At 69.9% G+C, this 22,571-nt stretch carries 15 protein-coding genes; 10 read left to right on the plus strand and 5 right to left on the minus strand.

Annotated elements, in window-relative coordinates; all coding sequences use genetic code 11:
* Positions 1-2: 2 nt before the first annotated feature.
* The gene (locus tag AB0M02_RS25945) at positions 3-1,217 is read right to left on the minus strand and encodes an oxygenase MpaB family protein (RefSeq protein WP_364230953.1); all 1,215 of its coding nucleotides are present in this window, start codon (positions 1,215-1,217) and stop codon (positions 3-5) included.
* Between the two features lie 161 nt (positions 1,218-1,378).
* Between AB0M02_RS25945 and AB0M02_RS25950 the strand changes: the two genes are divergently transcribed.
* The 4 genes from AB0M02_RS25950 (at position 1,379) to AB0M02_RS25965 (ending at position 9,420) form a co-directional block, all read left to right on the plus strand.
* A complete protein-coding gene (locus AB0M02_RS25950) occupies positions 1,379-2,377 on the plus strand; it encodes a tripartite tricarboxylate transporter substrate-binding protein (protein WP_364230955.1) in 999 nt (332 codons plus the stop codon).
* Positions 2,378-2,827, plus strand: coding sequence for a tripartite tricarboxylate transporter TctB family protein (locus tag AB0M02_RS25955; protein ID WP_364230957.1), 450 nt, complete (start codon positions 2,378-2,380; stop codon positions 2,825-2,827). It begins immediately after the preceding gene.
* Positions 2,827-4,332 (plus strand): tripartite tricarboxylate transporter permease, encoded by a 1,506-nt coding sequence (locus tag AB0M02_RS25960; RefSeq protein WP_364230959.1) that lies wholly within the window; start codon positions 2,827-2,829, stop codon positions 4,330-4,332. Before AB0M02_RS25955 ends, AB0M02_RS25960 begins: the two co-directional genes overlap by 1 nt.
* A 114-nt stretch (positions 4,333-4,446) precedes the next feature.
* Positions 4,447-9,420 carry a GH92 family glycosyl hydrolase gene (locus tag AB0M02_RS25965; protein WP_364230962.1) on the plus strand — a complete coding sequence of 1,658 codons (4,974 nt, stop codon included), beginning with the start codon at positions 4,447-4,449 and terminating at the stop codon, positions 9,418-9,420.
* Between the two features lie 51 nt (positions 9,421-9,471).
* Here AB0M02_RS25965 and AB0M02_RS25970 read toward each other — a convergent pair whose 3' ends face one another.
* The 3 genes from AB0M02_RS25970 to AB0M02_RS25980 all read right to left on the minus strand — a co-directional run bounded on the left by AB0M02_RS25970 (position 9,472) and on the right by AB0M02_RS25980 (position 13,359).
* Complete coding sequence (locus AB0M02_RS25970; RefSeq protein ID WP_364230964.1) at positions 9,472-10,380, minus strand: sensor histidine kinase; 909 nt, start codon at positions 10,378-10,380, stop codon at positions 9,472-9,474.
* Between the two features lie 37 nt (positions 10,381-10,417).
* Positions 10,418-11,260: an MEDS domain-containing protein gene (locus tag AB0M02_RS25975; protein WP_364230966.1), complete on the minus strand. Its 843-nt coding sequence runs from the start codon at positions 11,258-11,260 to the stop codon at positions 10,418-10,420.
* 89 nt (positions 11,261-11,349) lie between these two features.
* The gene (locus AB0M02_RS25980; protein ID WP_364230968.1) at positions 11,350-13,359 is read right to left on the minus strand and encodes a M6 family metalloprotease domain-containing protein; all 2,010 of its coding nucleotides are present in this window, start codon (positions 13,357-13,359) and stop codon (positions 11,350-11,352) included.
* 299 nt (positions 13,360-13,658) lie between these two features.
* Between AB0M02_RS25980 and AB0M02_RS25985 the strand changes: the two genes are divergently transcribed.
* From AB0M02_RS25985 to AB0M02_RS26010, 6 genes are all read left to right on the plus strand, one after another.
* A complete protein-coding gene (locus AB0M02_RS25985) occupies positions 13,659-14,399 on the plus strand; it encodes a GntR family transcriptional regulator (protein ID WP_364230971.1) in 741 nt (246 codons plus the stop codon).
* Between the two features lie 71 nt (positions 14,400-14,470).
* Positions 14,471-15,256: an electron transfer flavoprotein subunit beta/FixA family protein gene (locus AB0M02_RS25990; protein ID WP_364230973.1), complete on the plus strand. Its 786-nt coding sequence runs from the start codon at positions 14,471-14,473 to the stop codon at positions 15,254-15,256.
* Complete coding sequence (locus tag AB0M02_RS25995) at positions 15,253-16,239, plus strand: electron transfer flavoprotein subunit alpha/FixB family protein (RefSeq protein ID WP_364230975.1); 987 nt, start codon at positions 15,253-15,255, stop codon at positions 16,237-16,239. Before AB0M02_RS25990 ends, AB0M02_RS25995 begins: the two co-directional genes overlap by 4 nt.
* Position 16,240: 1 nt before the next feature.
* Positions 16,241-18,352 carry a (Fe-S)-binding protein gene (locus AB0M02_RS26000; RefSeq protein ID WP_364230977.1) on the plus strand — a complete coding sequence of 704 codons (2,112 nt, stop codon included), beginning with the start codon at positions 16,241-16,243 and terminating at the stop codon, positions 18,350-18,352.
* Between the two features lie 62 nt (positions 18,353-18,414).
* A complete protein-coding gene (locus AB0M02_RS26005) occupies positions 18,415-20,205 on the plus strand; it encodes a CocE/NonD family hydrolase (RefSeq protein ID WP_364230979.1) in 1,791 nt (596 codons plus the stop codon).
* 69 nt (positions 20,206-20,274) lie between these two features.
* Positions 20,275-21,672, plus strand: a complete 1,398-nt coding sequence (locus AB0M02_RS26010; RefSeq protein WP_364230981.1) for a TIGR04013 family B12-binding domain/radical SAM domain-containing protein — start codon at positions 20,275-20,277, stop codon at positions 21,670-21,672.
* Here the strand turns inward: AB0M02_RS26010 and AB0M02_RS26015 are convergent.
* Positions 21,568-22,548 carry a LuxR C-terminal-related transcriptional regulator gene (locus AB0M02_RS26015; RefSeq protein ID WP_364230983.1) on the minus strand — a complete coding sequence of 327 codons (981 nt, stop codon included), beginning with the start codon at positions 22,546-22,548 and terminating at the stop codon, positions 21,568-21,570. The two genes, AB0M02_RS26010 and AB0M02_RS26015, sit on opposite strands and share 105 nt — an antisense overlap.
* Positions 22,549-22,571: the final 23 nt, after the last annotated feature.

Raw genomic sequence — 22,571 nt, forward strand, 5'->3', positions numbered from 1 at the left:
ACTCAGGTGCCGGGGCGGTTTCCGGTCGGGATCGTGATCGGGGTGTACGTCGCCGACGTGCCGTTGTTGAGGAACAGCATGGCCAGGGCGCGCACGAACTTGTCGAACATCGAGAAGCCGGTCGGGATGATCGGCGACAGGCCCTCGCGGAACGCCACGTACGCCGGCCAGCCGACCTCGATCAGCGTGCGCGCGGCGTAGTCCCGCCGCAGGTTCAGCCAGTCGCCGATCCGGTCGCTGAGCACGTAGCGGACGAACTCGTTGAGGAATCCGCGTGTCACGCCGAGGTCGATCTGCGCGGTCAGCCCGAGCAGGATCTCGGCGAGGTCGATGCCCTCGGGTGTCGGTGCGAGCAGTGGCGTCAACGCGTACGCTGACTGCTGTTTCGCCGCCGCCCAGCTCGCCGGGATGAAATCGTCCCGCACGCCCAGCAGGTGCAGAGCCACCTGCCACTGGTGCAGGTACGCGTCCTCCTCCGCGGCCGTCATCCGGATGCCCCAGCCCTTGAGCTTGCCGTGCACGTACGTCCCGAGGCTGTGGAAGGTGATCAGGATGTCGCCGTTGCTGATCGGGATGAAGTCCTGGTCGTCGGTGACCGCCCGCCACCTCGCCGACTGCGGGAGCAGGTGCCGCACCGCCGCGTGGGTCAGCCGGGTCTTGTTCGAGGTGACGACGAAGTGCCCGCTCGGCTGGAACGCGTCGGCGGCGCTCAGGTCGTAGCCGTACGTGAACGTCTTGGCCGCGCGCGCCTTCATGTCGGCGCCGCCCTCGGACCAGTAGACGTTGCGGGCCTCGCGCGGGATGACCGTGCTCATGATGCCGCTGCCCAGCCCGTACAGCAGGAACAGGTACATGCTCATCCGCTTGTTGAACGCCGCGGCCCGGTTGAGCTTGGTCTGATCGGCCCACGACGGCAGGACGTTGACCTGCCGCAGATAGGTGGTGAGGGGAGCGGGGACGCCGGTGGGCAGTGGATCGCCGTTGCGCACCCAGGAGTCGAAGGCGGTGTTGACGGCGGGGATCTGACCGTTGGTCAGGAGCGAGGCGACGAGGGGGTCGGTGGCGTCGTCCCACACGCCCCACGGGTCGGTGACCGTGTCGGTGGCGGCGATCGAGCCGGATGACGACCACGCCCACGCCTCGGACGGGGCCGCCACACCCGCCAGACCCAGCGCGGCTCCGAGGGTCAGTACGCGTCTTCTGCTGAGATTCTGCATTCGCTCACCTCAGTAAATCCAGGGGAAACACATTCATCAATGTGTGATTTGTTATTAACATAGCGGCGCGCCACCCGGTCGGCAAGACAGGTCCCGGTTCGGTGACAGCTCTAGTGATCTACGTCGATGTCAAATACGGTCATCGGCAAGGAGGTCAGGACATGAGGAGACTGATCGCCGCATTTGCCGCCGTCTCTCTCGTCGCCGCCTGTTCCAATGAGGGCGGCGGCGGCGCGGAGGGCGACACCGCCGCGGCTTACCCGGAAGAGAACATCACCTTCGTCGTGCCGTTCAGCGCGGGCGGCCCGACCGACACCGTCACCCGGATGATCGCCGATCCGATGGCGAAGGCCCTCGGTGGCAAGATCGTCGTCCAGAACGTCGAGGGTGCCGGCGGCACGGTCGCGGCAGGACAGGTCGCGCAGGCCGAGCCGGACGGCTACACCGTGCTCATGCACCACATCGGCATGTCGACCGCACCCGCTCTCTACAAGGACCTGGGCTATCAGCCGCTCGAGGACTTCGCGACCGTCGGGCTGGTCACCGAGGTGCCGATGACACTGGTCGCCCGCAACGACTTCCCGCCCTCGACGCTGGCCGACCTGACGGCGTACGTGAAGGCGAACTCGGACAAGGTCAGCCTCGCCAACGCCGGCATCGGTGCCGCGTCGCACCTGTGCGGACTGCTGTTCCAGTCCACCGCCGGCGTCAAGCTCCAGGAGGTGCCGTACCAGGGCACCGGGCCCGCGCTCACCGACCTGGTGGGCGGTCAGGTCGACTTCATGTGCGACCAGACCACCAACACGACCGGTCAGATCACGGCGAAGAAGGTCAAGGCGTACGCGGTGACCACACCGGAGCGGGTCAAGAGCCTGCCCGACGTGCCCACCACGGCCGAGGGCGGGATGCCCGAGCTGCAGGTCAGCGTGTGGCACGGCCTGTACGTGCCGGCCGGGACGCCCCCGGAGATCGTGACGAAGCTGTCCGAGGCGCTCAAGACCGCGCTCGCCGACCAGGCGGTCATCGACCAGATGGCCAAGCTCGGCACCGCGCCGGTCGAGGCCGCGGACGCGACACCGGACGCGCACCGGGCGTACCTCGACGAGCAGATCAAGACCTGGGCGAAGGTCATCGCCGACGCCGGTGTGAAGGCCTCGTAGATGCAGCGGAGGCGATCACTCCCGGACGTACTGGCCGGGGGAGTCTTCGTCGTCATCGGTGGGGTGTTCGTGGTGGGGTCGCTCGGTTACGACCGGGGGACCCTGCTGCGGATGGGCCCCGGCTACTTCCCGCTGCTCGTCGGCGCGATCGTGGTGCTGCTCGGCCTGGCGATCGCCGTCAAGGGGCTCGTCGCCGGTGAGGACATCACGTTCGGGACAGTGCCGTGGCGTGCCGTCGTCCTGCTCGTGGCGGCGATCGTGTTCTTCGGGCTGTTCGTCCGCAGCCTCGGATTCGTGCTCACCTCGCTGGTGACGTCCCTGCTCACGGCGTTCGCCAGCAAGCGGGTACGCCCGCTGACGGCGGTGGCCGTCGCCGTCGGCCTGACCCTCGCCGCCACGCTGATCTTCATCGTCGGGCTCCAGGTGCGCATCCCGCTGTGGGGCTGGTGATGGACCTTCTCGACAACCTGGTCCTGGGCTTCTCGACGGCCTTCCTGCTGCAGAACGTCCTCTACTGCTTCGTGGGCGTGCTGCTCGGCACGGCGGTCGGCGTGCTGCCCGGCATCGGGCCGACCGCCACCGTGGCGATGCTGCTGCCGATCACGTTCAGCTTCGAACCGGTCACCGCACTGATCATGCTGGCCGGGATCTACTACGGCGCGCAGTACGGCGGATCGACCACGGCCATCCTGATCAACCTGCCCGGCGAGTCGTCGGCGGCGGTCACCGCGCTCGACGGCCACCCGATGGCCCGGCAGGGGCGGGCCGGGCCGGCCCTGGCCGCCGCCGCGATCGGCTCGTTCGTCGCCGGCACGGTCGCCACCGTCATCCTGGCCGTCGCGGCCCCGCCGCTGGCCGCCGTCGCGCTGAAGTTCGGCCCGGCGGACTACTTCGCGCTCGTGCTGTTCGGCCTGATCATCTCGATCGCGCTGGCCCGGGGCTCGGCCCTCAAGGCCCTCGCGATGATCGCGCTCGGCATCCTGCTCGGCACGGTCGGGCAGGACATCTACACCGGTACCCCACGGTTCACGCTCGACCAGCGCGAACTCTTCGGCGGCATCGACTTCGTGTCGGTCGCGGTCGGCATGTTCGGCATCGCCGAGATCCTGCGCAACCTGGAGAACGAGCGGGACCGGCCGAGCCTGCTCGGCGCGGTGTCGCACCTCTGGCCGGACCGGGAGGACCGGCGCCGGATCGTCGGCCCGATCCTGCGCGGCACCGGGCTCGGCGCCGCGCTCGGCGTCCTGCCCGGCGGCGGCCACGTGCTGGCGTCGTTCACCTCGTACGCCGTCGAGAAGCGGATCTCACCGCGCCGGGACGAGTTCGGTACCGGCGCGATCGAGGGGGTCGCCGGTCCCGAGTCGGCCAACAACGCGGCCGCGCAGACGTCGTTCATCCCGCTGCTCACCCTGGGCCTGCCCGCCCACCCGGTGATGGCGCTGATGGTCGGCGCGTTCATCGTGCACGGCATCACGCCCGGCCCGAACGTCATCAACGACGAGCCCGCGCTGTTCTGGGGCCTGATCGCGTCGATGTGGATCGGCAACGTGCTGCTCGTGCTGCTCAACCTCCCGCTGATCGGCATGTGGGTACGCCTGCTGCGCATCCCGTACCAGGTGCTCTTCCCGATGATCGTGCTGTTCGCCGTGATCGGGACGTTCTCGCTGAGCCGCAACCCGTACGACGTCTACGCGATCGCCTCCTTCGGCATCCTCGGATACGTCCTGATCAAGTGCGGGTGCGAGCCGGCGCCGCTGCTGCTCGGGTTCGTGCTCGGCCCGCTGCTGGAGGAGAACCTGCGCCGCGCGCTGATCATCTCCCGCGGCGACCCGCTGGTCTTCGTCGAGCGCCCGATCTCCGCGGCGCTGCTGTTCCTGACCCTCGCCGCGCTCGCCGTGGCCGTCTTCCCGGCCATCCGCAGGCGCCGCCAGGAGGTCTTCACCGAGGACGAGTGACGAGACTATTTCCATTTGATTTCCAAAGTTTCTTGACAGTGTTGCCCGGCGCGCGTGAAGCTGATGATCTCTACTCAGGGTGTCCACTGTGTCCTGATTTTCATTGGAGCGCACATGAGGTCGGCTGCTGTCGTTGCCGCGCTACTTCTACCAATAGGCCTGCTCACCGTCCCTTCCGCAGCGATCGCCGCCCCCGCGGCCGGCGACTTCGCGTCCTCGTTCGAGTCCGGTGACCCGCAGGCCACCGCGAGCACCGCCGAGGTCGGTGCGGACGGTAAGCCGATCCAGGGCAACCTGACCGGTTCGGTCCGCACCGGGCTGCCGGGCAGTGTCCTGGAGAAGGTCACCGCGGTGACCGCGAGTGCCGAGAACCCGCCCAACGAGGTCGCCACCAAGCTCAAGGACGGCGACACGTCGAGCAAATGGCTGGCGTTCAGCCCCACCGGCTGGGCCGCGTACCGTCTCGCCGAGCCGGTGACCGTCGTCAAGTACTCGCTGACCTCGGCGAACGACGCGGCCGGCCGGGACCCGAAGGACTTCACGCTCCAGGGTTCCGCCGACGGCACGCAATGGGCCGATCTGGACCGGCGGACCGGCCAGAGCTTCAGCGGGCGGTTCACGACCAACACGTACACGTTCACCAACACCACCGCCTACGCCCACTACCGGCTCAACATCACCGCGAACTCCGGTGAGTCGCTGATCCAGCTCGCCGAGTGGGACATCAGCGACGGCTCGGACGTCCGGCCCCCGGCCACCCCGATGGTCACCGAGACCGGGACCGGGCCCACGCGCGGCGCCAACATGAAGGCGGGCGCCGGGTTCACCGGTGTCGCGTCGCTGCGCTACGCCGGAGCCGCACAGGGCGACGGCCGCTCGTACGCGACCAACAAGCTCTACGACGTGAACATCCCGGTCGGGCCGAAGTCGCGGCTGACCTACAAGATCTTCCCCGAGCTCACGGCGGAGAACCTGACGTATCCGTCCACGTACGCGGCCGTCGACCTGCACTTCACCGACGGCAGCTACCTGAGCCGGCGCAATCCGGTCGACCAGCACGGCAACGCGCTCACCGCGGCCGGGCAGGGCGCGTCGAAGGCGCTGTTCGCCGACGAGTGGAACGCGGTGCAGTCGGACCTCGGCGCGGTCGCGAACGGCAAGACGATCGACCGGATCCTGCTCTCGTACGACAACCCGGCCGCCGTCGCCGACACCCGCTTCCAGGGCTGGATCGACGACCTGGCGATCGTGGGCACGCCGGCGCCGATCGACGCGTCGAGGCTCACCAACTACGTCGACACGCGCCGCGGCAGCAACTCGACCGGCTCGTTCTCGCGCGGCAACAACCTGCCGATCACGGCGCTGCCGAACGGCTTCAACTTCCTGACGCCGGTCACCAACGCCACCTCGAACTCGTGGGAGTACGAGTACCAGCGCGCCAACAACCCGGCCAACCTGCCGACGCTGCAGGGCCTCGCGATCTCGCACCAGCCCAGCCCGTGGATGGGTGACCGCAACCAGATGTCGGTCATGCCGGTGCCGGCCGGTGGCAACCTCACCGGTCAGCCGAGCACCCGGGCGCTCGCGTTCGACCACCGGAACGAGATCGCCCGTCCCGACCTCTACCGCGTCGTGTTCCAGAACGGCCTGGCCGCGCAGATGTCGCCCACCGACCACGGCGCGATCATGCAGTTCGACTTCGCGGCGGGCTCGGCCTCCGGCAGCCTCGCCCTGCACAACGGCACGTTCACGATCGGCGCCGACGGCACGCTGACGGGCTGGGTCGACAACGGCAGCGGCCTGTCCGCCGGCCGCAGCCGGATGTTCGTCTCCGGTGCGTTCGACCGGGCGCCGTCCGCCTCGACCGCCACCGCCGCCACGTTCGACCTCACCACGAGCACGCGGGTGACCCTGCGGTTCGCGACGTCGTTCATCTCGGTCGACCAGGCCCGTAAGAACCTTGACCTGGAGGTCACCGGCCGCACGTTCGACCAGATCCACGCGGCCGCGACGGCGGCGTGGAAGGACCGGCTCGGCCGGGTCGAGGTGCGCGACGCGACCGAGACCCAGCTGGTCACGCTGTACTCCAACCTGTACCGCCTGAACCTGTACCCGAACTCGCAGTCGGAGAACACCGGCACCGCCGCGCAGCCGCGCTGGCAGTACGCGAGCCCGGTCTCCGCACCCACCGGCACGTCGACCCCGACCACGACCGGCGCGAAGATCGTCGACGGCCGGATCTACGTCAACAACGGTTTCTGGGACACCTACCGCACCGTCTGGCCGGCGTACTCGCTGCTCTACCCGGACGTCGCGGCCCGGATCGCCGACGGTTTCGTCCAGCAGTACCGCGATGGCGGCTGGGTGGCACGGTGGTCCTCGCCGGGATACGCCGACCTGATGACCGGCACGAGTTCCGACGTCGCGCTCGCGGAGGCGTACCTCCTCGGTGTTGATCTTCCGGATCCTCTGGGCGCCTATGACTCGGCGCTGAAGAACGCCACGGTGGCCTCCGGGCGCAGCGCCGTCGGCCGCAAGGGCATCGAGACGTCGTTGTTCCTCGGCTACACCCCGACCTCGACCGGCGAGTCGGTGTCCTGGGCGCTCGAGGGCTTCATCAACGACTTCGGCATCGGCAACATGGCCGCCGAGCTGGCCACCGACCCGGCGACCCCGCGGGCCCGGCGCGAGCAGCTCAAGGAGGAGTCCGCGTACTTCCTCCAGCGGGCCCGCAACTACGTCAACCTGTTCGACCCGAAGACGAAGTTCTTCCAGGGACGCGAGGCCAACGGCACCTTCCTCGAGGGCGACCCGCTCGACTGGGGCGGCGTCTACACCGAGACGAACGGCTGGAACTTCGCGTTCACCGCGCAGCAGGACGGGCAGGGCCTGGCCAACCTCTACGGCGGGCGGCGAGCGCTGAAGGACAAGCTCGACGAGTTCTTCGCGACACCGGAGAAGGCCGACCGCCCCGGCGGTTACGGCGGTGTCATCCACGAGATGCTGGAGGCGCGTGCCGTACGCATGGGCCAGCTCGGCATGAGCAACCAGCCCTCGCACCACATCCCCTACATGTACGACTACGTCGGCGCGCCGTCGAAGACGCAGTCGCTCGTGCGGGAGATCCTGCGCCGTCTCTACGTCGGCAGCGAGATCGGCCAGGGCTACCTCGGCGACGAGGACAACGGTGAGATGTCCGCCTGGTACATCCTCAGCTCGCTCGGCATCTACCCGCTGCAGGTCGGCTCCGGCGACTGGGTCATCGGCTCGCCGCAGTTCACCCGGATGACCGTGCACCGCCCCACCGGCGACATCGTGGTCAAGGCCGAGAACAACAACACCCGGAATGTGTACGTGCAAAGCGTCAAGATCAACGGCCGGTCGCAGCACAGCCTCGCCGTCGACACGGACGTCTTCCGGCGTGGCGGCACGATCGAGTTCCGGATGGGCCCGAAGCCCTCGTCCTGGGGTGCCGGCGCGCACGACGCACCGGACTCGCTGACCAGGGGCAACGAGGCGCCGCAGCCGCTGCAGGACACGACCGGTCCCGGTCTGGGCGACACGAACGCGCCCGCGCTGTTCGACGACTCGTCGGGCACTCAGGCGAGTGCCGCCGAGGTCACCTGGGCGTACCGGGGCAGTAAGCAGGAGCCGAGCTACTACACGCTCACCTCGGGCTCGGCCCCCGGTGACCCGGCGGACTGGAAGCTGCTGGGCTCCCGCGACGGCAAGAAGTGGACCACTGTGGACTCCCGCAGCGGCGAGGTGTTCGCGTGGCGCAAGCAGACCCGGCCGTTCAAGATCGACAAGCCGGGGCACTACTCGCAGTTCCGCCTGGTCGTCACGAAGACCACCGGTGCCGCGCAGCCGACGCTCGCCGAGATCGAACTGCTCGCGGGCGGGGACGTCCAGCTCGGTGGCGGGGACGTGACGGTCACCGGCGCGGCTGCCGTGCCGGCGCTCTCCGGAACCCCTGTCGCGGCTCCGCTGGCCACCGTCACCGGCGGCACCGCGAGCGGCTACAAGGCCACGATCGACTGGGGTGACGGCACACCGGCCACCCCCGGGACCACGGTGTTGACGTCGCGAGCGGTGTACAGCGTGAGCGGTTCGCACACGTACACGCAGCCGGGCCGGTATCAGGCCACGGTCACCGTCACCGACGGCAGCGGTTCGGACTCCGCGCCGGTCGGGGTCGAGGTGGCCTACACACCGGAGTCCGGGCTGACCGCGGCGTTCGACACGGTCTGCATCGGCGACGACGGGGTGCTCGGCGCCAACTGCGACGCCAAGAACTGGGCGTACTCACGGTCCGCGCTCGCGGCGGCCGGCGTCACCCAGGGACAGCCGGTAGCGGTGCCCGGAACCGGGTTGCGGTTCACCCTGCCGGTGATCCCGGCCGGACAGCCGGACAACGCCAGCGGTAACGGCCGCACTATCGCGCTGAACCTGCCCGCCGACGCCAAGACGATCTCGCTGATCGGCGCCGGCACCCAGGGCAACCAGAGCACCAGCGGTACGGCGAAGTTCAGCGACGGCAGCACCGCGAGCATCCCGATCCAGATGAGCGACTGGACGCTGGGCGGCAACGCGAACGGCACTCCGGCGTACGGCAACATCGTCGTCGCCAAGTCCGCGTACCGCCTGCACGGCACGGACCAGGACAGCGCGGTGCCGTTCCTGTTCGCCACCGCGCCGTACCAGATCCCGGACGGCAAGACCCTGGTCTCGGTAACCCTGCCCGAACAGACCGGTGACCCCGGCTCGGCAGGCCGCATCCACGTCTTCGCCATCGCCGACGACGGCACACCCCGTCCGGCCCTGGCCCTGTCGACGGCGCCGAACCAGACCGCCACGGCGGGCCAGCCCTTCGCGGCGGCGCTGGGCACGGTGACTGGGGGAGTACCCGGCTACCACGCCCGAGTCCAGTGGGGCGACGGAGCGGCCCCGGCGGACGCGACGGTTGCTTCGGACGGCGTCGTCGCGGGGACGCACACGTACGCCAAGGCGGGCACCTACACCGTGCACGTCACCGCCTGGGACACTCTCGCCAGCACCACAGCCACCTTCACCGTCACGGTGAGATAGCAGTTCTGCCTCGTCCCCGGCGCGGTCGCCCAGCGGCCGCGCCGGGTTCGTTCAGCACAGTTTGTGCAGCCGGATCGTGGTGCCGGACGGGTGCGAGTGAATTCGCACCAGGTCGCACAGCTCGTTGGTCAGGACCAGTCCGAATCCGCGGTGCCGGGTGTTCGGGGGGACGATGCGCCCGGCGAGCGGATCGGTCAGGTGGCCGGCGTCCCGGAACTGGCAGACGACCATCCCCGGTTCGGCCCAGACGGCGAGCGTGCCGCGGCCCGCGGTGTGCTCGATCGTGTTGGCCGCGACCTCGCTCGCGGCCAGCACCAGCTCCTCCGCTCGATTCTCGGGCAGGTGTGCCGCCGCGTGCCGCCGCACGAAGCAGCGGACGGCGGCGAGCGCCGGGCCGTACACCAGCGAATCCGCGTACGGCGGGGGTGGCGGCAGCGGCCGGTTGAAGGCGGCGGCCGTCGCCACCGGATCGGCGTAACGGTCGCTGTCGCGCAGGAGACCGTCCTCGATCATCGTCGGGTGGGTGGACCACGCGTCAGCGACCACGGACGGGTCGAGCTGCCCCACGTCGTACGGGCACAGGATGGCGGCGTCCCGGCCGGCGAACGCCGCATTGATCAGCGCCTCGTGTGCGGCGCAGGCCGGATACTCCATCGCCGACCTGTCCCGCCAGATCGGCTCGCCGACGATCGAGACCCGATGGCCGGGATGCTCGGTGGCGAACCGGAGCAGGACGCTGGGGATGATCCGGCCCGGGTTGCGGCCGGCGACCGCCATGTCCGCGAAGGCGACCCGGTCGCCGAGGTCCGACAGCGCGTCCCGCACCAGTTCCAGGTTCGGCCCGGGGACGGCGACCAGGACCGGATCACCGTTGCGCACCGCGGTCCGGACGAACGTGGCGACCGAACCCAGGTACTCCGCGCTACGGGAGTACAGCAGAGCCGGATGGTGGAACATCATCAGGTATTCCTTCTTGACGCACTCGGCGGTGCTTCGTTCAAACGGTGCCGGCGGGCTCGCCGGCACCGTGCAGATCGAACAAGCGAGCCAGCGCCGTCGGCCGGCCGACGAACTTCAACCGGCCCGCGCCCCGCTGATACGCCAGCAGCAGGACCCGGGCCGCCGCGGTGTCGATGAAGCGCAACTGGGTCAGGTCGACGGTCGCTGTCGCCCGTTCGCCCGGCAGGCTGCCGAGCAGATGATCGATCACGGCTCGCAGCGCCGCGTGGTTCAGCAGATCCGCCTCGCCCAGAAGGCGGATCCCGAAGGGCTCCCGAACTGGTCGCACGCGCAGCGCCGAGGACGGGTCGAACGGTTCACCGGTGGCCACCGTGCCGAGATGAGCCTGCGCGAGACCGCGCCGGCTGAGGGGGTCGAAGAGCCGGGGATCGTACGCGCAGACGGCCATCGCGTAGCCCTCCGCGAAGATCGTGTTGGCCTCGGCCTCGTACTCGGGCAGCCTGTCGACACCCGGTGCGGAGCGGCTCGCCCAGGACATGTCGGTGAGCAGGCGCAGGCCCCGGTAACCCGCGTCGCGCGCGTCATCGACCTCCTGGCGCAGGAAGCGCAGCGCCGCGGCCGGGTGGAAGACACCGGCGCTGAGATAGGACGACTCGATCGGCCGGACCCGCAGGTCGCCGCCGGCGATGGCCTCGACCGCGGGTCTCAGACGGCCGAGAGCCTCGACCGTGTCAGCGCTGCAGTAGAGGACCCTGTCTCCTCCGCGGAGACCGGCCCGCACCGCGTCGGTGAGCGCCTCGCGGCCCGCGATGTCATCGTCGACGATCAAGCAGAGGTGATCGCCCGAGTCGAGTCGTTCGAGGAGCGGCAACCTGGCCACACCCCGGAACCTATCGGGAAAACGGACGACCTCGGGCGAGCAGATCCTGCCGATACCGTAAATCACACATACGTGGCGGTTGTGGGCCGTTATCGTCGCACCGTGCAGGAGGTGGTGGCCGTGGCGGCCGGGTTGCTCTCCGAGGTGACCTTGACCGCCACCCTCGGCGCGCCCTTGACGTAGACCTCCACCGACGAGGACTTGCCGCCCGCTACCGCCACGACCTCCCGGGTCAGCACCGCCCCGGCCGCGCTGATCCGGAAGACGTCGGCTGCCCGGCCGGTGTTGCGGATCGGGACCGCGCACCGCGCCCAGCCCGACGAGTCGGGACGGGCCGTGGCCGGCGACGCCTTCACGCCGCGAACGGACGGCCCGGCTCCGTCGAGCGAGCGCACCGCGACCTCGTACGAGAGCACACCCTGCCGGTCCCGCCGCCGGTCGAGGACGTAGAAGTGCAGCCGGTTGGCCGTGTCCGCGTACTCGAAGAGGCTGCCCGAGCCGGTCCCGGCGTGGAACAGCGCGTCGGAGAGCTGCCGGTAGTCGCCGATCGTCATCTTCTGGGGTGTGCCGTCCGGCAGCACGAAGTCGACCTTGTCGATGTCCTGCGGGTTGGCGTCGACGGTCCAGATGAACGGCGCGTTGTCCGCGTCCTTCGTCTTCGCGAGCAGCACACCGGAGTCCGGGGTGAAGGAGTCGAAACCCATCCGGTCGACGACCTCGAGTGTGTAGTTGTTGTATCCGCCGCCGTCGCAGTAGGGGTCGGCCGCGGTGTCACAGGCCGGGCTGCGGTCGCCGCCGTCCAGGGTCACGTTGATGCCGGCCAGCCGGCGGCCGCCGGGGTCGACCGCACGTGCCGTCACCCGCGTCACCACGACGCCGGAGGAGGCGAGCTGGTCGCGGGAGAGTTTCAGCACCGCGGCGTCGTCGACGATGCCGAGCTTCATCTTGTTGCGCAGCATGTGCTGTGCGCCCATCGAGGAACCCGCGACGCCCGGGATCAGCCATCGGCTGTGCGGTCCGCCGGGACCGTTGAACGTGCCCCGGCTCAGCATCTCCCACGGTCCGCTGTAATCGCGGCGCGCCGGGACCGAGTACGGGTTGTTGTAGTTGTCGCCGATGCCGAGGATGTGGCTGAACTCGTGCGCGTACGTCGACATGCCCGAGCTCTCCGCCTGCAGCGAGCTGCCCTGCGTGGCGTTCGGCCAGACGTTCGCCGAGGCCTGCCACGAGGTCCACTCGACGTAGCGCGTGTCGTTCCAGTTCGGCAGCGCGTCGTCCGGCGGCCCGAACTCCTCGCTGACGTCCTCCTTGGTGGTGAACTTCATCGGGCCGAACTCCTGCCAGGTCGACGATTCGTCCTGACCGGCGGAGAGGAAGAACACGAAATCGTACGAGGAGGCGACCTGCTCGCCGACCGCCGCGACCCAGGCGGCGCGCGCGTCCCCACGCAGGTTCCGCCCGCACACGTCGTCGGCCGGGCAGCCCTCGCCGTGCTGCATCTGAACCTCGATGCCGTACTCGTGGCTCGCGTGCGGCATCTGGTACACGCCGAACGCGCTCAACTCGATACCGAAGCGCCCGTTCGAGTCCTCCATCCAGTACTCGTGGATGGTGTGACCCCGGTTGAGCGCGCCCGGCGTGTTGAGGAAGTCCCGATAGAACGCCGGAACCTCGGACCGGTCCAGATTCCCGACACCGGACGGGTTCCCGTAGATCGTCGAGTTCGCCGGCTGGGTGACCACGAACGGCTGGTTGGGGTAATCGACGAGCACCAGCGCCCCGTTGAAGGTGCGCTCCGAGCCGCGCACCGCCGGGTTCGCCCAGTCGGTGCCCGGCACCGCCCGGTAGTCGTCCCAGGTCATCGTGTCCGGCAGCTCGTAGCGCTGGGGGTCGATCGGCTGAGGCGCACCGGCCGGGCCGCCCAGCGCGACCGCCTCGTCGACCTGCCACGGCTGCGTCTGCGGCCAGTGCCGCATCCGCCACGGCGTGTCCGGATCGTGATTCGGCGGCGCGGCCACCGCCGGCGCCACGTTCAGAGCGCCGGCCACCACCAGCGCCGCCACGGACAGTGCCGAGAACACCCGTCGCCCCGTCGTCATGCCGCCATCCTGGCAAAGCTATCGACAGTCCTCAATAGAACGAACGGCCTGTGCCGCGCGGAGCGCGTAGATCGCCGACGTGCCTTCCCCGTCGTCCAGATCGGCCACGACAAGGTCCCGAGCCGGCACGGCGATCACCTGCCCGCTCCCGTTTCCGGTGTCCAGCCAGACCCGGACTGTCCCCTGGCCCGGCAGTTGGCGCGGACCCACCACAAGAATCGCTCGCACTCGTCCATTTGAGCTGCGTGGGACGTGAACACTGAAGGAGTGTTCACGCTGAACACGGGTAGTGTGAACTCATGGGTGAACCGGTCTACCGAGACATCGCCAACGCGATCCGCGCCGACATCGAGGAACGGCGGCTGGTGGAGGGCGACCGGCTGCCGACCGTCCGGGACCTGGCACAGCGCTTCGGGGTACCGACCGGCACGGTTGCCAAGGCCGTCGACATCCTCCGCGCCGACGGGGTGATCGTCGCCAGGCACGGCCGTGGACTCTACGTCCGCTCCTTCGGGCGGGTCCTTCGTTCGTCTCCCGACCGGCTCTCGCGGTCCTGGTGGGCTGCCGGAAGGTCGATCCAGGACCACGACACCAACGGGCGACTCCGCGTCGTCGACATCGTCGTCGAGGAGGCCGCCGCGCCTCCCGGCATCGCCGAGGCGCTCGGCGTGCCGGCGGGCGCGGCCGTGCTGACCCGCGCTCGCCGCTTCGCCATCGAGGACCGCATCGTCCAGACCGCGACCAGCTACATCCCGCTGGACGTGGTGGCCGCGGCGCCCGCGGTGGCATACACCGGCCCCGGTCCCGGGGGCATGTACGCCCGCATGGCCGAGGCCGGTCTGGGGCCCGACATGTTCCGCGAGACCCTGGTGTGCCGGATGCCGACCTCCACCGAGGCCGAGTCCCTGAGCCTGCCCCGGGGCACCCCGGTCATCGCGATCACCCGGCACGCCCACACCGCCACCCAGCGATGCGTCGAGGTCAACGAGATGGTGCTGGACTCCAGCGCCTACACCCTGGAGTACCTCTTCAACGCCTGAGCCCGCCTCTGGTAGATCGATGGCGATCGTCCTAAACTCACGTTCAGTGCCGAGGCGGGGAGGTCCGCGCGGTGAGGGTCGTGGTGCTCGTCAAGCAGGTGCCGTCCGAGGATGTGGGCCTGTCGTTCGCGCCTGATCTGACCGTGGACCGGGGTGGTCTGCCCGGGGTGCTCAGCGCGGGCGACCGGATCGCTGTCGATCAGGGGCTGCGGCTGGCCGTACGGGTGCGCGACGTCCAGATCACCGCCGTGACGATGGGTCCGTTGTCCGCTCGCGAGGCTCTTCGCACGGCGCTGCTGCTCGGCGCCGACAACGCCGTGCACATTCTGGACGAGGCGCTGCACGGCTCCGACGCGCTGGCCACCTCGCTGGTTCTGGCGGCCGCCGCCGCGCGTCTCGAGTTCGACCTCGTGCTGTGCGGATCCGCGTCGGCGGACTCCGGCATGTCGGCCGTGCCCGCCATGGTCGCCGAGCGACTGGCCGTGCCGGGTCTCCACTTCGCCGACGAGCTGCTGGTCCGGGAGCGCAAGGTGGAGATCCACCGGGACGACGGGCACGGCGATCTTCGGGTGCTCGTCGCCGACCTGCCGGCCGTCGTCTCGATCACCGAGCGGTGCGGCGAGCCGCGCTACCCGAGGTACGTGTCCCGGGTCGACGCCCGCGAGAAGCTGATCTCCACCTGGTCCCTGGGCACTCTCAGCATCGACCCGGCGCAGGTCGGCCGCCGTGGCGCCGCGTGCGTGGTGGACGCGGTGACGCCGCACCGGCCCGCCCGGCCGAGGGCGCTGGTCGAGGGTGACCCGACCAGCACAGCCGTCCGCCTGGCCGACTTCCTGGCCGAACGCGAGTTCCTATGAGGCAGGTTCTGGTTCTCGCCGAGGGCACCACGGGCACGCGCCGCGCCACCTGCGCGTTGCTGACCGTCGCCCGGCGGCTCGGCGCGCCGGCGGTCGTGCTCGGTGGCCCGGCCGACCCGGCCGGCACCGCCCTGCTGGGCCGGTTCGGCGCGAAGACGATCTATCCGATGCCCGCGCCCGGCCCGGGCGGCCAATCGGCAGCCGCCAGGGTGGAGATGCTCGTCGAGCTGGCCCGCCGGACGTCGCCCGCCGCCATCCTGATCGCTTCCGGCCGGGACGGCCTGGAGATCGCGGGCCGTGTCGGGGTCCGCCTGGACTCCGGGGTTCTCAGCGACGTGGTCGACGTGCTGGACGGCCCCGTCGCGGTGCAGTCCGTGCGGGGCGGGTCCTACCTGGTGAGGTCGCGCGTGGTGCGCGGCGTCCCGGTTCTCGCGGTGCGGACCGAGCACATCACGGTCGTCCCCGATCCGGCGACACCGGCCGTGCGCCAGGTGCGCGTGGCTTTTCCGGCCGGGGTCTACGCGGTACGCACCGTGCGGCCCCGGACCGGGCGAACCTCGGCGTCGCCGGAGCTGTCGACCGCCGCCGTCGTCGTCACCGGTGGCCGGGGTGTGGGCTCGCGTGCGGCGTTCGACCTGGTCAACCGGCTCGCTGAGGCGCTCGGCGGTGCCGCCGGCGGCTCGCACACCGCCACCGAGCTGGGCTGGTGCCCGCGGAAGGCGCTGGTCGACCAGGTCGGCACCATCGTGCATCCCAGCCTCTACCTCGCCCTGGGTGTGTCCGGCTCGCAGCGGCACTGCGCCGGCATGCGGGGCGCCGCGACGATCGTGGCGATCGACAGCGACCCGGCGGCGCCGATCTTCCGGCTGTCGGACCTCGGCGTGGTCGGTGACGTGCACCAGGTCGTACCCGAGTTGCTCGCGGAGATCGAACGCCGCAGGGCCCAACCCGTCATCAGCACCAGGACCGTAACGGAGGCATGACGTGACGGTGCGACTCGTGCTCGGCGTGGCGATCGCGCTCGCCGCGTTCGCGGTGGCCGGACGCCGGATCCTTCTGCTCGGCCGGCTCGGCATGTCCGGCCAGCCTGCTGAACCGGGCCGCACGCGCGGTGTGGGCGGGCGCGCGCTGGCGTTGGTGAGCGAGGTCCTCGGCCAGCGCAAGCTCCTCAAGTGGACCGTCCCCGGCGCGGCGCACTTCGCGGTGTTCTGGGGATTCACGATCCTGTTCGCGACGATCGTGGAGGGGTTCGGCGCGCTGTTCGACCGCGACTTCCACATCCCGCTCATCGGCACCCACGCCTGGCTGGGGTTCCTCGAGGACACCTTCATCGTCGCGGTGCTCTGCGCCCTGGCCGTCTTCGCCGTGATCCGGCTGACCCAGAGCCCGCAGCGCCGGGGCCGCCGATCGCGGTTCTTCGGGTCGCACCTCGGTCCCGCCTGGCTCGTCCTCTTCATGATCTTCAACGTCATGTGGACTCTGCTGCTCTATCGAGGGGCGCAGATCAACACCGGAAACTTCCCTTTTTCGTACGGTGCCTTCGCGTCGGAGGCCGTCGCGCGGCTCCTCGCACCGGCCGGCCGCACGGCCAACGACGTGCTGGAGACCGTGGGCCTGCTCGCCTCGCTCGGCGTGGTGCTGGCCTTCCTCGTGCTCGTTCTGTACTCCAAGCACCTGCACATCTTCCTGGCGCCGCTCAACGTCGCGTTCTCCCGGCGCCCGCGGGCCCTGGGCGCGTTGCTGCCGGTGTACTCCGGTGGCCGGGAGGTCGACTTCGAGGACCCGGACGAGGACGACAAGATCGGGCGCGGGGTCATCGAGGACTTCACCTGGAAGGGCATGCTGGACTTCGGCACCTGCACGGAGTGCGGCCGCTGCCAGTCGCAGTGCCCGGCCTGGAACACCGGGAAGCCGCTCAACCCCAAGCTACTGATCATGGGTCTCCGGGACCACGCCATGGCCAAGGCGCCCTACCTGCTCGATGCCGGCCAAACGAACGCCGACGTCCTCGCGGAGGCCGGTCGCCCGCTCGTCGGTACACCGGACGAGGGCGGCGTCATCGATCCGGACGTCCTGTGGTCCTGCGTGACGTGCGGCGCCTGCGTGGAACAGTGCCCGGTCGACATCGAGCACGTCGACCACATCGTCGACATGCGGCGGTACCAGGTCCTGATCGAGTCGCAGTTCCCCAAGGAGGCGCACACGATGCTGCGCAACCTGGAGCGGGCCGGCGACCCGTGGGGCCGCGGAGCGCGGGCGAGGCTGGAGTGGACGGCCGGCCTGCCCTTCGAGGTACGCGTCCTGGACGGCGGGAAACTCCCCGCCGACATCGAATACCTGCTGTGGGTGGGATGCGCCGGCGCGCTGGACGAGAACGCCAAGAAGACGACCCGCGCCGTGGCCGAGCTGCTCCACGAGGCCGGCGTCGAGTTCATGGTGCTCGGCGGCGAGGAGACCTGCACCGGCGACGCCGCCCGCCGGCTGGGCCAGGAGGTGCTCTTCCAGGAGCTGGCCAAACAGAACGTCGAGAAGCTCGACGCCGCCGGTGTGAAGCGGATCGTGGTCACCTGCGCCCACTGCTTCAACGCGCTCGGCAACGAGTATCCGCAGCTCGGCGGCGTCTACGAGGTGCTGCACCACACCCAGTTGCTGTCCAGGCTCGTCGCCGAGGGCCGCCTGGTGCCCGAACACCCCGTCGAGGCCGCCGTCACCTATCACGACCCGTGCTATCTCGGCCGGCACAACCGCGTCTTCGACCCGCCCCGGGACATCCTCGGCAACGTGCCGGGCCTCCAGCTCACCGAGATGCCCCGCCATCGCGAGACGTCGTTCTGCTGCGGTGCGGGCGGCGCCCGGATGTGGATGGAGGAGACCATCGGCACCCGCATCAACGAGACCCGCACCGACGAGGCGCTCGCCACCGGCGCCGACGTCATCGCTGCGGCCTGCCCGTACTGCATCGTCATGCTCACCGACGGCACCGCCACCCGCAAGCAGGAGGGCAGGGCGCCGGAGGACGTGCAGGTGGTCGACGTCTCGAGGCTGCTCCTGCGCGCGGTGCGCCCCGCCGGATCGCCACCCTCCGAAAAGGAATAGCGGCGTCGCCTGCGATAGCGTCAAGGCTCGCAGAGACGTCTGTCTATTTCTTGGGGGATCATGTGAGCATACGCGCACTGACCACGGCCGCCGTCGGCGCGCTGATCGCGGTCGCGACTGTGGCGACGGGTGGCGCGGCGGCCGTCGCCGCTCCGGCGCCCGTCCCAGCGGGCGTCACCCACGAGGAGAACCCCCGCGTGCCGGAGGGCGCGGTGTGGACGGAGGCATACTTCCCGTCCGCCGACAACAGCGGCGTCGAGCTCCACGCCGACGTCCTCCGGCCTGCGGACCTGCCGTCGCGGGCCAGGACACCGGTGATCCTCGCCGTCGGCCCGTACTTCAGCCACGCGGGCCAGACCGGGCCGGAGGGGTGGCCCGGGACCGGCCCGTCCAACCGGTTCGCGGACTTCACCAGCGGCACCGGCCTGTTCGCCCGCGGCTACACCTACGTCATGGTCGACCTGCGTGGCTTCGGCGGGAGCACCGGCTGCCTCGACTGGGCGGGCCCGGGCGAGCAGGCGGACGTGAAGGCCGCGATCCGATGGGCGGCCACCCAGCCGTGGTCGACGGGCAAGGTGGGCATGTACGGCAAGTCGTACGACGCCGTCACCGGGCTCGTCGGCAACAACCTTCGCCTGCCCGCGCTGAAGGCCGTGGTGGCACAGGAGCCGGTCTGGAACATGTACCACTACCTGTTCAGCAACAAGGTTCCCCGGCCCAACGTGACCGCCACCCCGAACGCCTACAACGGCATCGTCACGATGGCGCCACTGCCCGACGACACCGAGCGCTACCGGGCCAACGCGGCATACGAGCAGAGCCACCCCGAGTGCCTCGCCGACAACCTGACCAACAACAACAATCCCGACATCGACTCGCCCTACTGGCGCGCCCGTGACCTCGCGGCGCAGGCCAGAGGCACGAACACCCCGCTCTTCGTCACGCAGGGCTTCATCGAGAACAACACCAAGCCCGAGGACATGGAGACGTACCTCGACAATCACAGCGGCGTCGAGCGCGGCTGGCTGGGGCAGTGGGAGCACGTCCGCGGCAACGAGACGAACAATCAGGGCCAGCTGCTCATGGGCCGCGCCGGATTCTTCGACGAGGTGATGCGCTTCTACGACCGCTACCTGAAGGGCAGCAAGCCGGCGGTCCACGATCCCGCCTACGCCATCGAGGACAACACCGGCGCGTGGCGGGCACAGCCGACCTGGCCGATATCGTCCTCGTCCACCAGGGCCGCCCTGGCCGACGGCCGGTACGTCGACGACGGCCTCGCCTCGACGCTCGCCGCGCCCGCCGGCCAGGAGTGGGACATGGAGCACTACACGGATCCCGCCCCACCCGCCGCCAAACGCGGGCCGACGTCGGCGGCCGCCGACACGCACAGCTATTTCACCTGGTCCACGCCGGTCGAATCCCGCCTTCGGATCACCGCCACCCCGCGGATCACGTTGAACGCCGGCGCGCCGGGCAACGTCATGGTGCGCCTGTGGGACGTCGCTCCGGACGGAACCGCGGTCATGTTCGACGAGAACGTAGCGCTCATCGAACAACCGGGCCGCGTCACCTTCGACCTGAAATCTACCGACTGGACCCTGGAAGCGGGCCACCAGCTGGGCGTTCAGATCGGCACGATCAACAGCGGCAACTGGCGCGACACCCCGAGCGGCAACACGATCGACATCACCCGCGCGCGCCTGAACCTGGCCCTGCAGAACCCCCGCTTCGACGCACCCACCCAGGGCGACCGCTCACCCTTCCTCGACACCTACCTGAGGCAATACACCCGAACCCTGACCGACGTCGGCGAGGGAACCTTCCCCCTCACCCTCCGCCACGGCCACTGACAACCGGCAACAGGGTGGACTGCCCGGCCCTGCAACCGGCCGGGCAGTCCCGGGAGGCAGAATCGCGGGATGGATGGTCCTGAGCTGGTTCTGGTGTTGCGTTACCGCAAGGCGGTGACCTACGGCTTCCACGTGCTGCTGGGTGCGCTCGGCGAACACGAGACCACCACCCGATACCAGGTCCGCTTCGGCAACACGGTTGAGGAGACCGCGCGGCACATCCGGGACGCCGGCGAGGCTCGTACCCTCGTGCTCTGGTCTTTCTATTCGCCTGACGCGGCAGCGCTTGCCGGGGAGCTCAAGGAGATCAGGGAAAGAGCGGACGGGCCGAACGTGACCCATCTGGCGGGTGGGGTGCACGCCACCGCGGAGCCGGTGCAGACCCTCGACGCGGGCTGGGACATGGCCGCGATCGGCGAGGGCGAGTCGACCCTGCTCAGCCTGGTGGACGCCAAAGGCGACCCGGCCGGCATCACCGGCCTGGCCTATCGGGATGCCACCGGCAAGCTGATCAGGACCGGCAAGGCGAAGCAGCGCGACCTCAACGACTTTCCCGGCTTCGCGCTCAAATGGGACAGGTTCAACGCGCTGGAGATCACTCGCGGCTGCATCTACGCATGTCGCTTTTGTCAGACACCGTTCATGTTCTCGGCGAAATTTCGGCATCGGAGTCTGGAGAACATTCGGTGGCATGTGGACCAGATGCGGGTGCGGGGACTGCGCGACGTCCGGTTCATCACGCCGACGGCGCTCTCCTGGGGCACTCAGACCGACGAGCCGGACCTGGACGCGGTCGAGGAGATGCTGGCGTCGTGCCGGGAGGGGATCGGGCCGGGCGGGCGGGTCTTCTTCGGATCGTTCCCGAGTGAGATCCGGCCGGAGCACGTGAGCCGGGCCGCCCTCAGGATCGTCAAGAAGTACTGCGACAACAACAACATCATCGTGGGGGCGCAGTCCGGTTCTGATCGGGTTCTTGAGGCGGCCAAGCGGGGGCACGGTGTCGAGGAGGTCAAGCGTGCCGCGCGGCTCGGGATCGAGGAGGGGTTCCGGATCAACGTGGACATGATCTTCGGGATGCCGGGGGAGGGCGAGGAGGAGGTGCGCGACTCGCTGACGCTGGCGCGTGAGCTGGCGGACCTGGGCGCCCGGATCCACGCGCACACGTTCATGCCGCTGCCGGGCACTCCCTGGCGTGACGCGCCGCCGGGCGACGTCGATCCGGACACCATCCGCGAGGTGGACCGGCTTTCCCGGCGCGGTGCGCTCTACGGTCATTGGCAGAAGCAGCGCGATCATGCCGCGCGCCTGGCGGCGGCTGCGGAAGCCTACCCACGCCCCGGTCGCAGCCGCACCATCCTGAAGCTAGAGCCAACCGCGCTGGGCGGCCTTCAACCCGGCCTCGAACCTGCTACGGGCCTCGAGCCGCTCCATCAGGTCGGCCATCATCCGCCGGGCGGTCCGGTGTGACACGCCGAGCCGGGTCGCCGCCGCCTCGTCGGTGAGGCCCTGCGCGAGCAGCTTCAGCAGCGCCCGCTCCTGAGCGCTCAGCCCCTCGCGGTCCGGGTCGCGTGCCGCGCCCAGCGGTGTGGCGATGTCCCACACCTGCTCGAAGAGCGCGAGCATTGCCGCGACCAGCCCCGATCCGTTCACCAGGAGGGCGCCCCGGCGGGTGTCGGCAGCGTCGATCGGCACGAGGGCGGCCCGGCGGTCGACGAGGATCATCCGCGGTGGCAGGACCGCTGACGTACGGAACTCCGCCCCACCCTCGGTGAGGAAGCGCGCGTGCGCCATGGTCCCCGGGTCGTTGCGGATGCTGTCCAGCCCGATGGTCCTGATCCGGACGTGCCGTTCGAGGAGCTTGGTGTCGTTCTGCCGGGCCCGTTCGAGGGCGCCCGGCGACTGCGCGCCGCCCGGCATGAGCGTCAGCACCTCGAAGCTGGTCTCCTGCGCGAGCCGCGCCAGCCGGTCCTGCACGGCGTCCATCCCGAGCAGTTCGGTCGTCGCCGCTTCCGCCTGCCGGCGTGCCTGGCTGAAGTCGTCGATCAGCCGGGCGACCGCTGCCTGGCTCTCGGCCACCTCCTGCTGGCGGCGGGCCACCTCGGCCTGCTGCCGCGCGAGTGCCTGCCGCAGGGCGACGTCCGGGTCCACCACGTGGATCCCGCCCGGCAGGTCGGCCGACTCGCGGACCAGCGCCAGGTCGAAGAGGCAGTCGAGTGCCTCGCGCACGTCCTCGCCGGCGATGTTCAGGTGCTGCGCGATGTCGGCCACACCCCACTCGGGCCGGCGCAACAGGCAGCGATAGACGGATTCCGCAGTCGCGGTCAGGCCCAGGGTAGCCAGCATCAGATCTCGCCCCCGCAAAGATC

The sequence above is a fragment of the Actinoplanes sp. NPDC051861 genome (assembly GCF_040681145.1).
GTDB lineage: Bacteria > Actinomycetota > Actinomycetes > Mycobacteriales > Micromonosporaceae > Actinoplanes.

Coding starts and splice junctions, on each gene's coding strand:
- AB0M02_RS25945 (WP_364230953.1), bottom strand. CDS start 1,217: ATGCAGAATCTCAGCAGAAGACGCGTACTGACCCTCGGAGCCGCGCTG.
- AB0M02_RS25950 (WP_364230955.1), top strand. CDS start 1,379: ATGAGGAGACTGATCGCCGCATTTGCCGCCGTCTCTCTCGTCGCCGCC.
- AB0M02_RS25955 (WP_364230957.1), top strand. CDS start 2,378: ATGCAGCGGAGGCGATCACTCCCGGACGTACTGGCCGGGGGAGTCTTC.
- AB0M02_RS25960 (WP_364230959.1), top strand. CDS start 2,827: ATGGACCTTCTCGACAACCTGGTCCTGGGCTTCTCGACGGCCTTCCTG.
- AB0M02_RS25965 (WP_364230962.1), top strand. CDS start 4,447: ATGAGGTCGGCTGCTGTCGTTGCCGCGCTACTTCTACCAATAGGCCTG.
- AB0M02_RS25970 (WP_364230964.1), bottom strand. CDS start 10,380: ATGATGTTCCACCATCCGGCTCTGCTGTACTCCCGTAGCGCGGAGTAC.
- AB0M02_RS25980 (WP_364230968.1), bottom strand. CDS start 13,359: ATGACGACGGGGCGACGGGTGTTCTCGGCACTGTCCGTGGCGGCGCTG.
- AB0M02_RS25985 (WP_364230971.1), top strand. CDS start 13,659: ATGGGTGAACCGGTCTACCGAGACATCGCCAACGCGATCCGCGCCGAC.
- AB0M02_RS25995 (WP_364230975.1), top strand. CDS start 15,253: ATGAGGCAGGTTCTGGTTCTCGCCGAGGGCACCACGGGCACGCGCCGC.
- AB0M02_RS26010 (WP_364230981.1), top strand. CDS start 20,275: ATGGATGGTCCTGAGCTGGTTCTGGTGTTGCGTTACCGCAAGGCGGTG.
- AB0M02_RS26015 (WP_364230983.1), bottom strand. CDS start 22,548: ATGCTGGCTACCCTGGGCCTGACCGCGACTGCGGAATCCGTCTATCGC.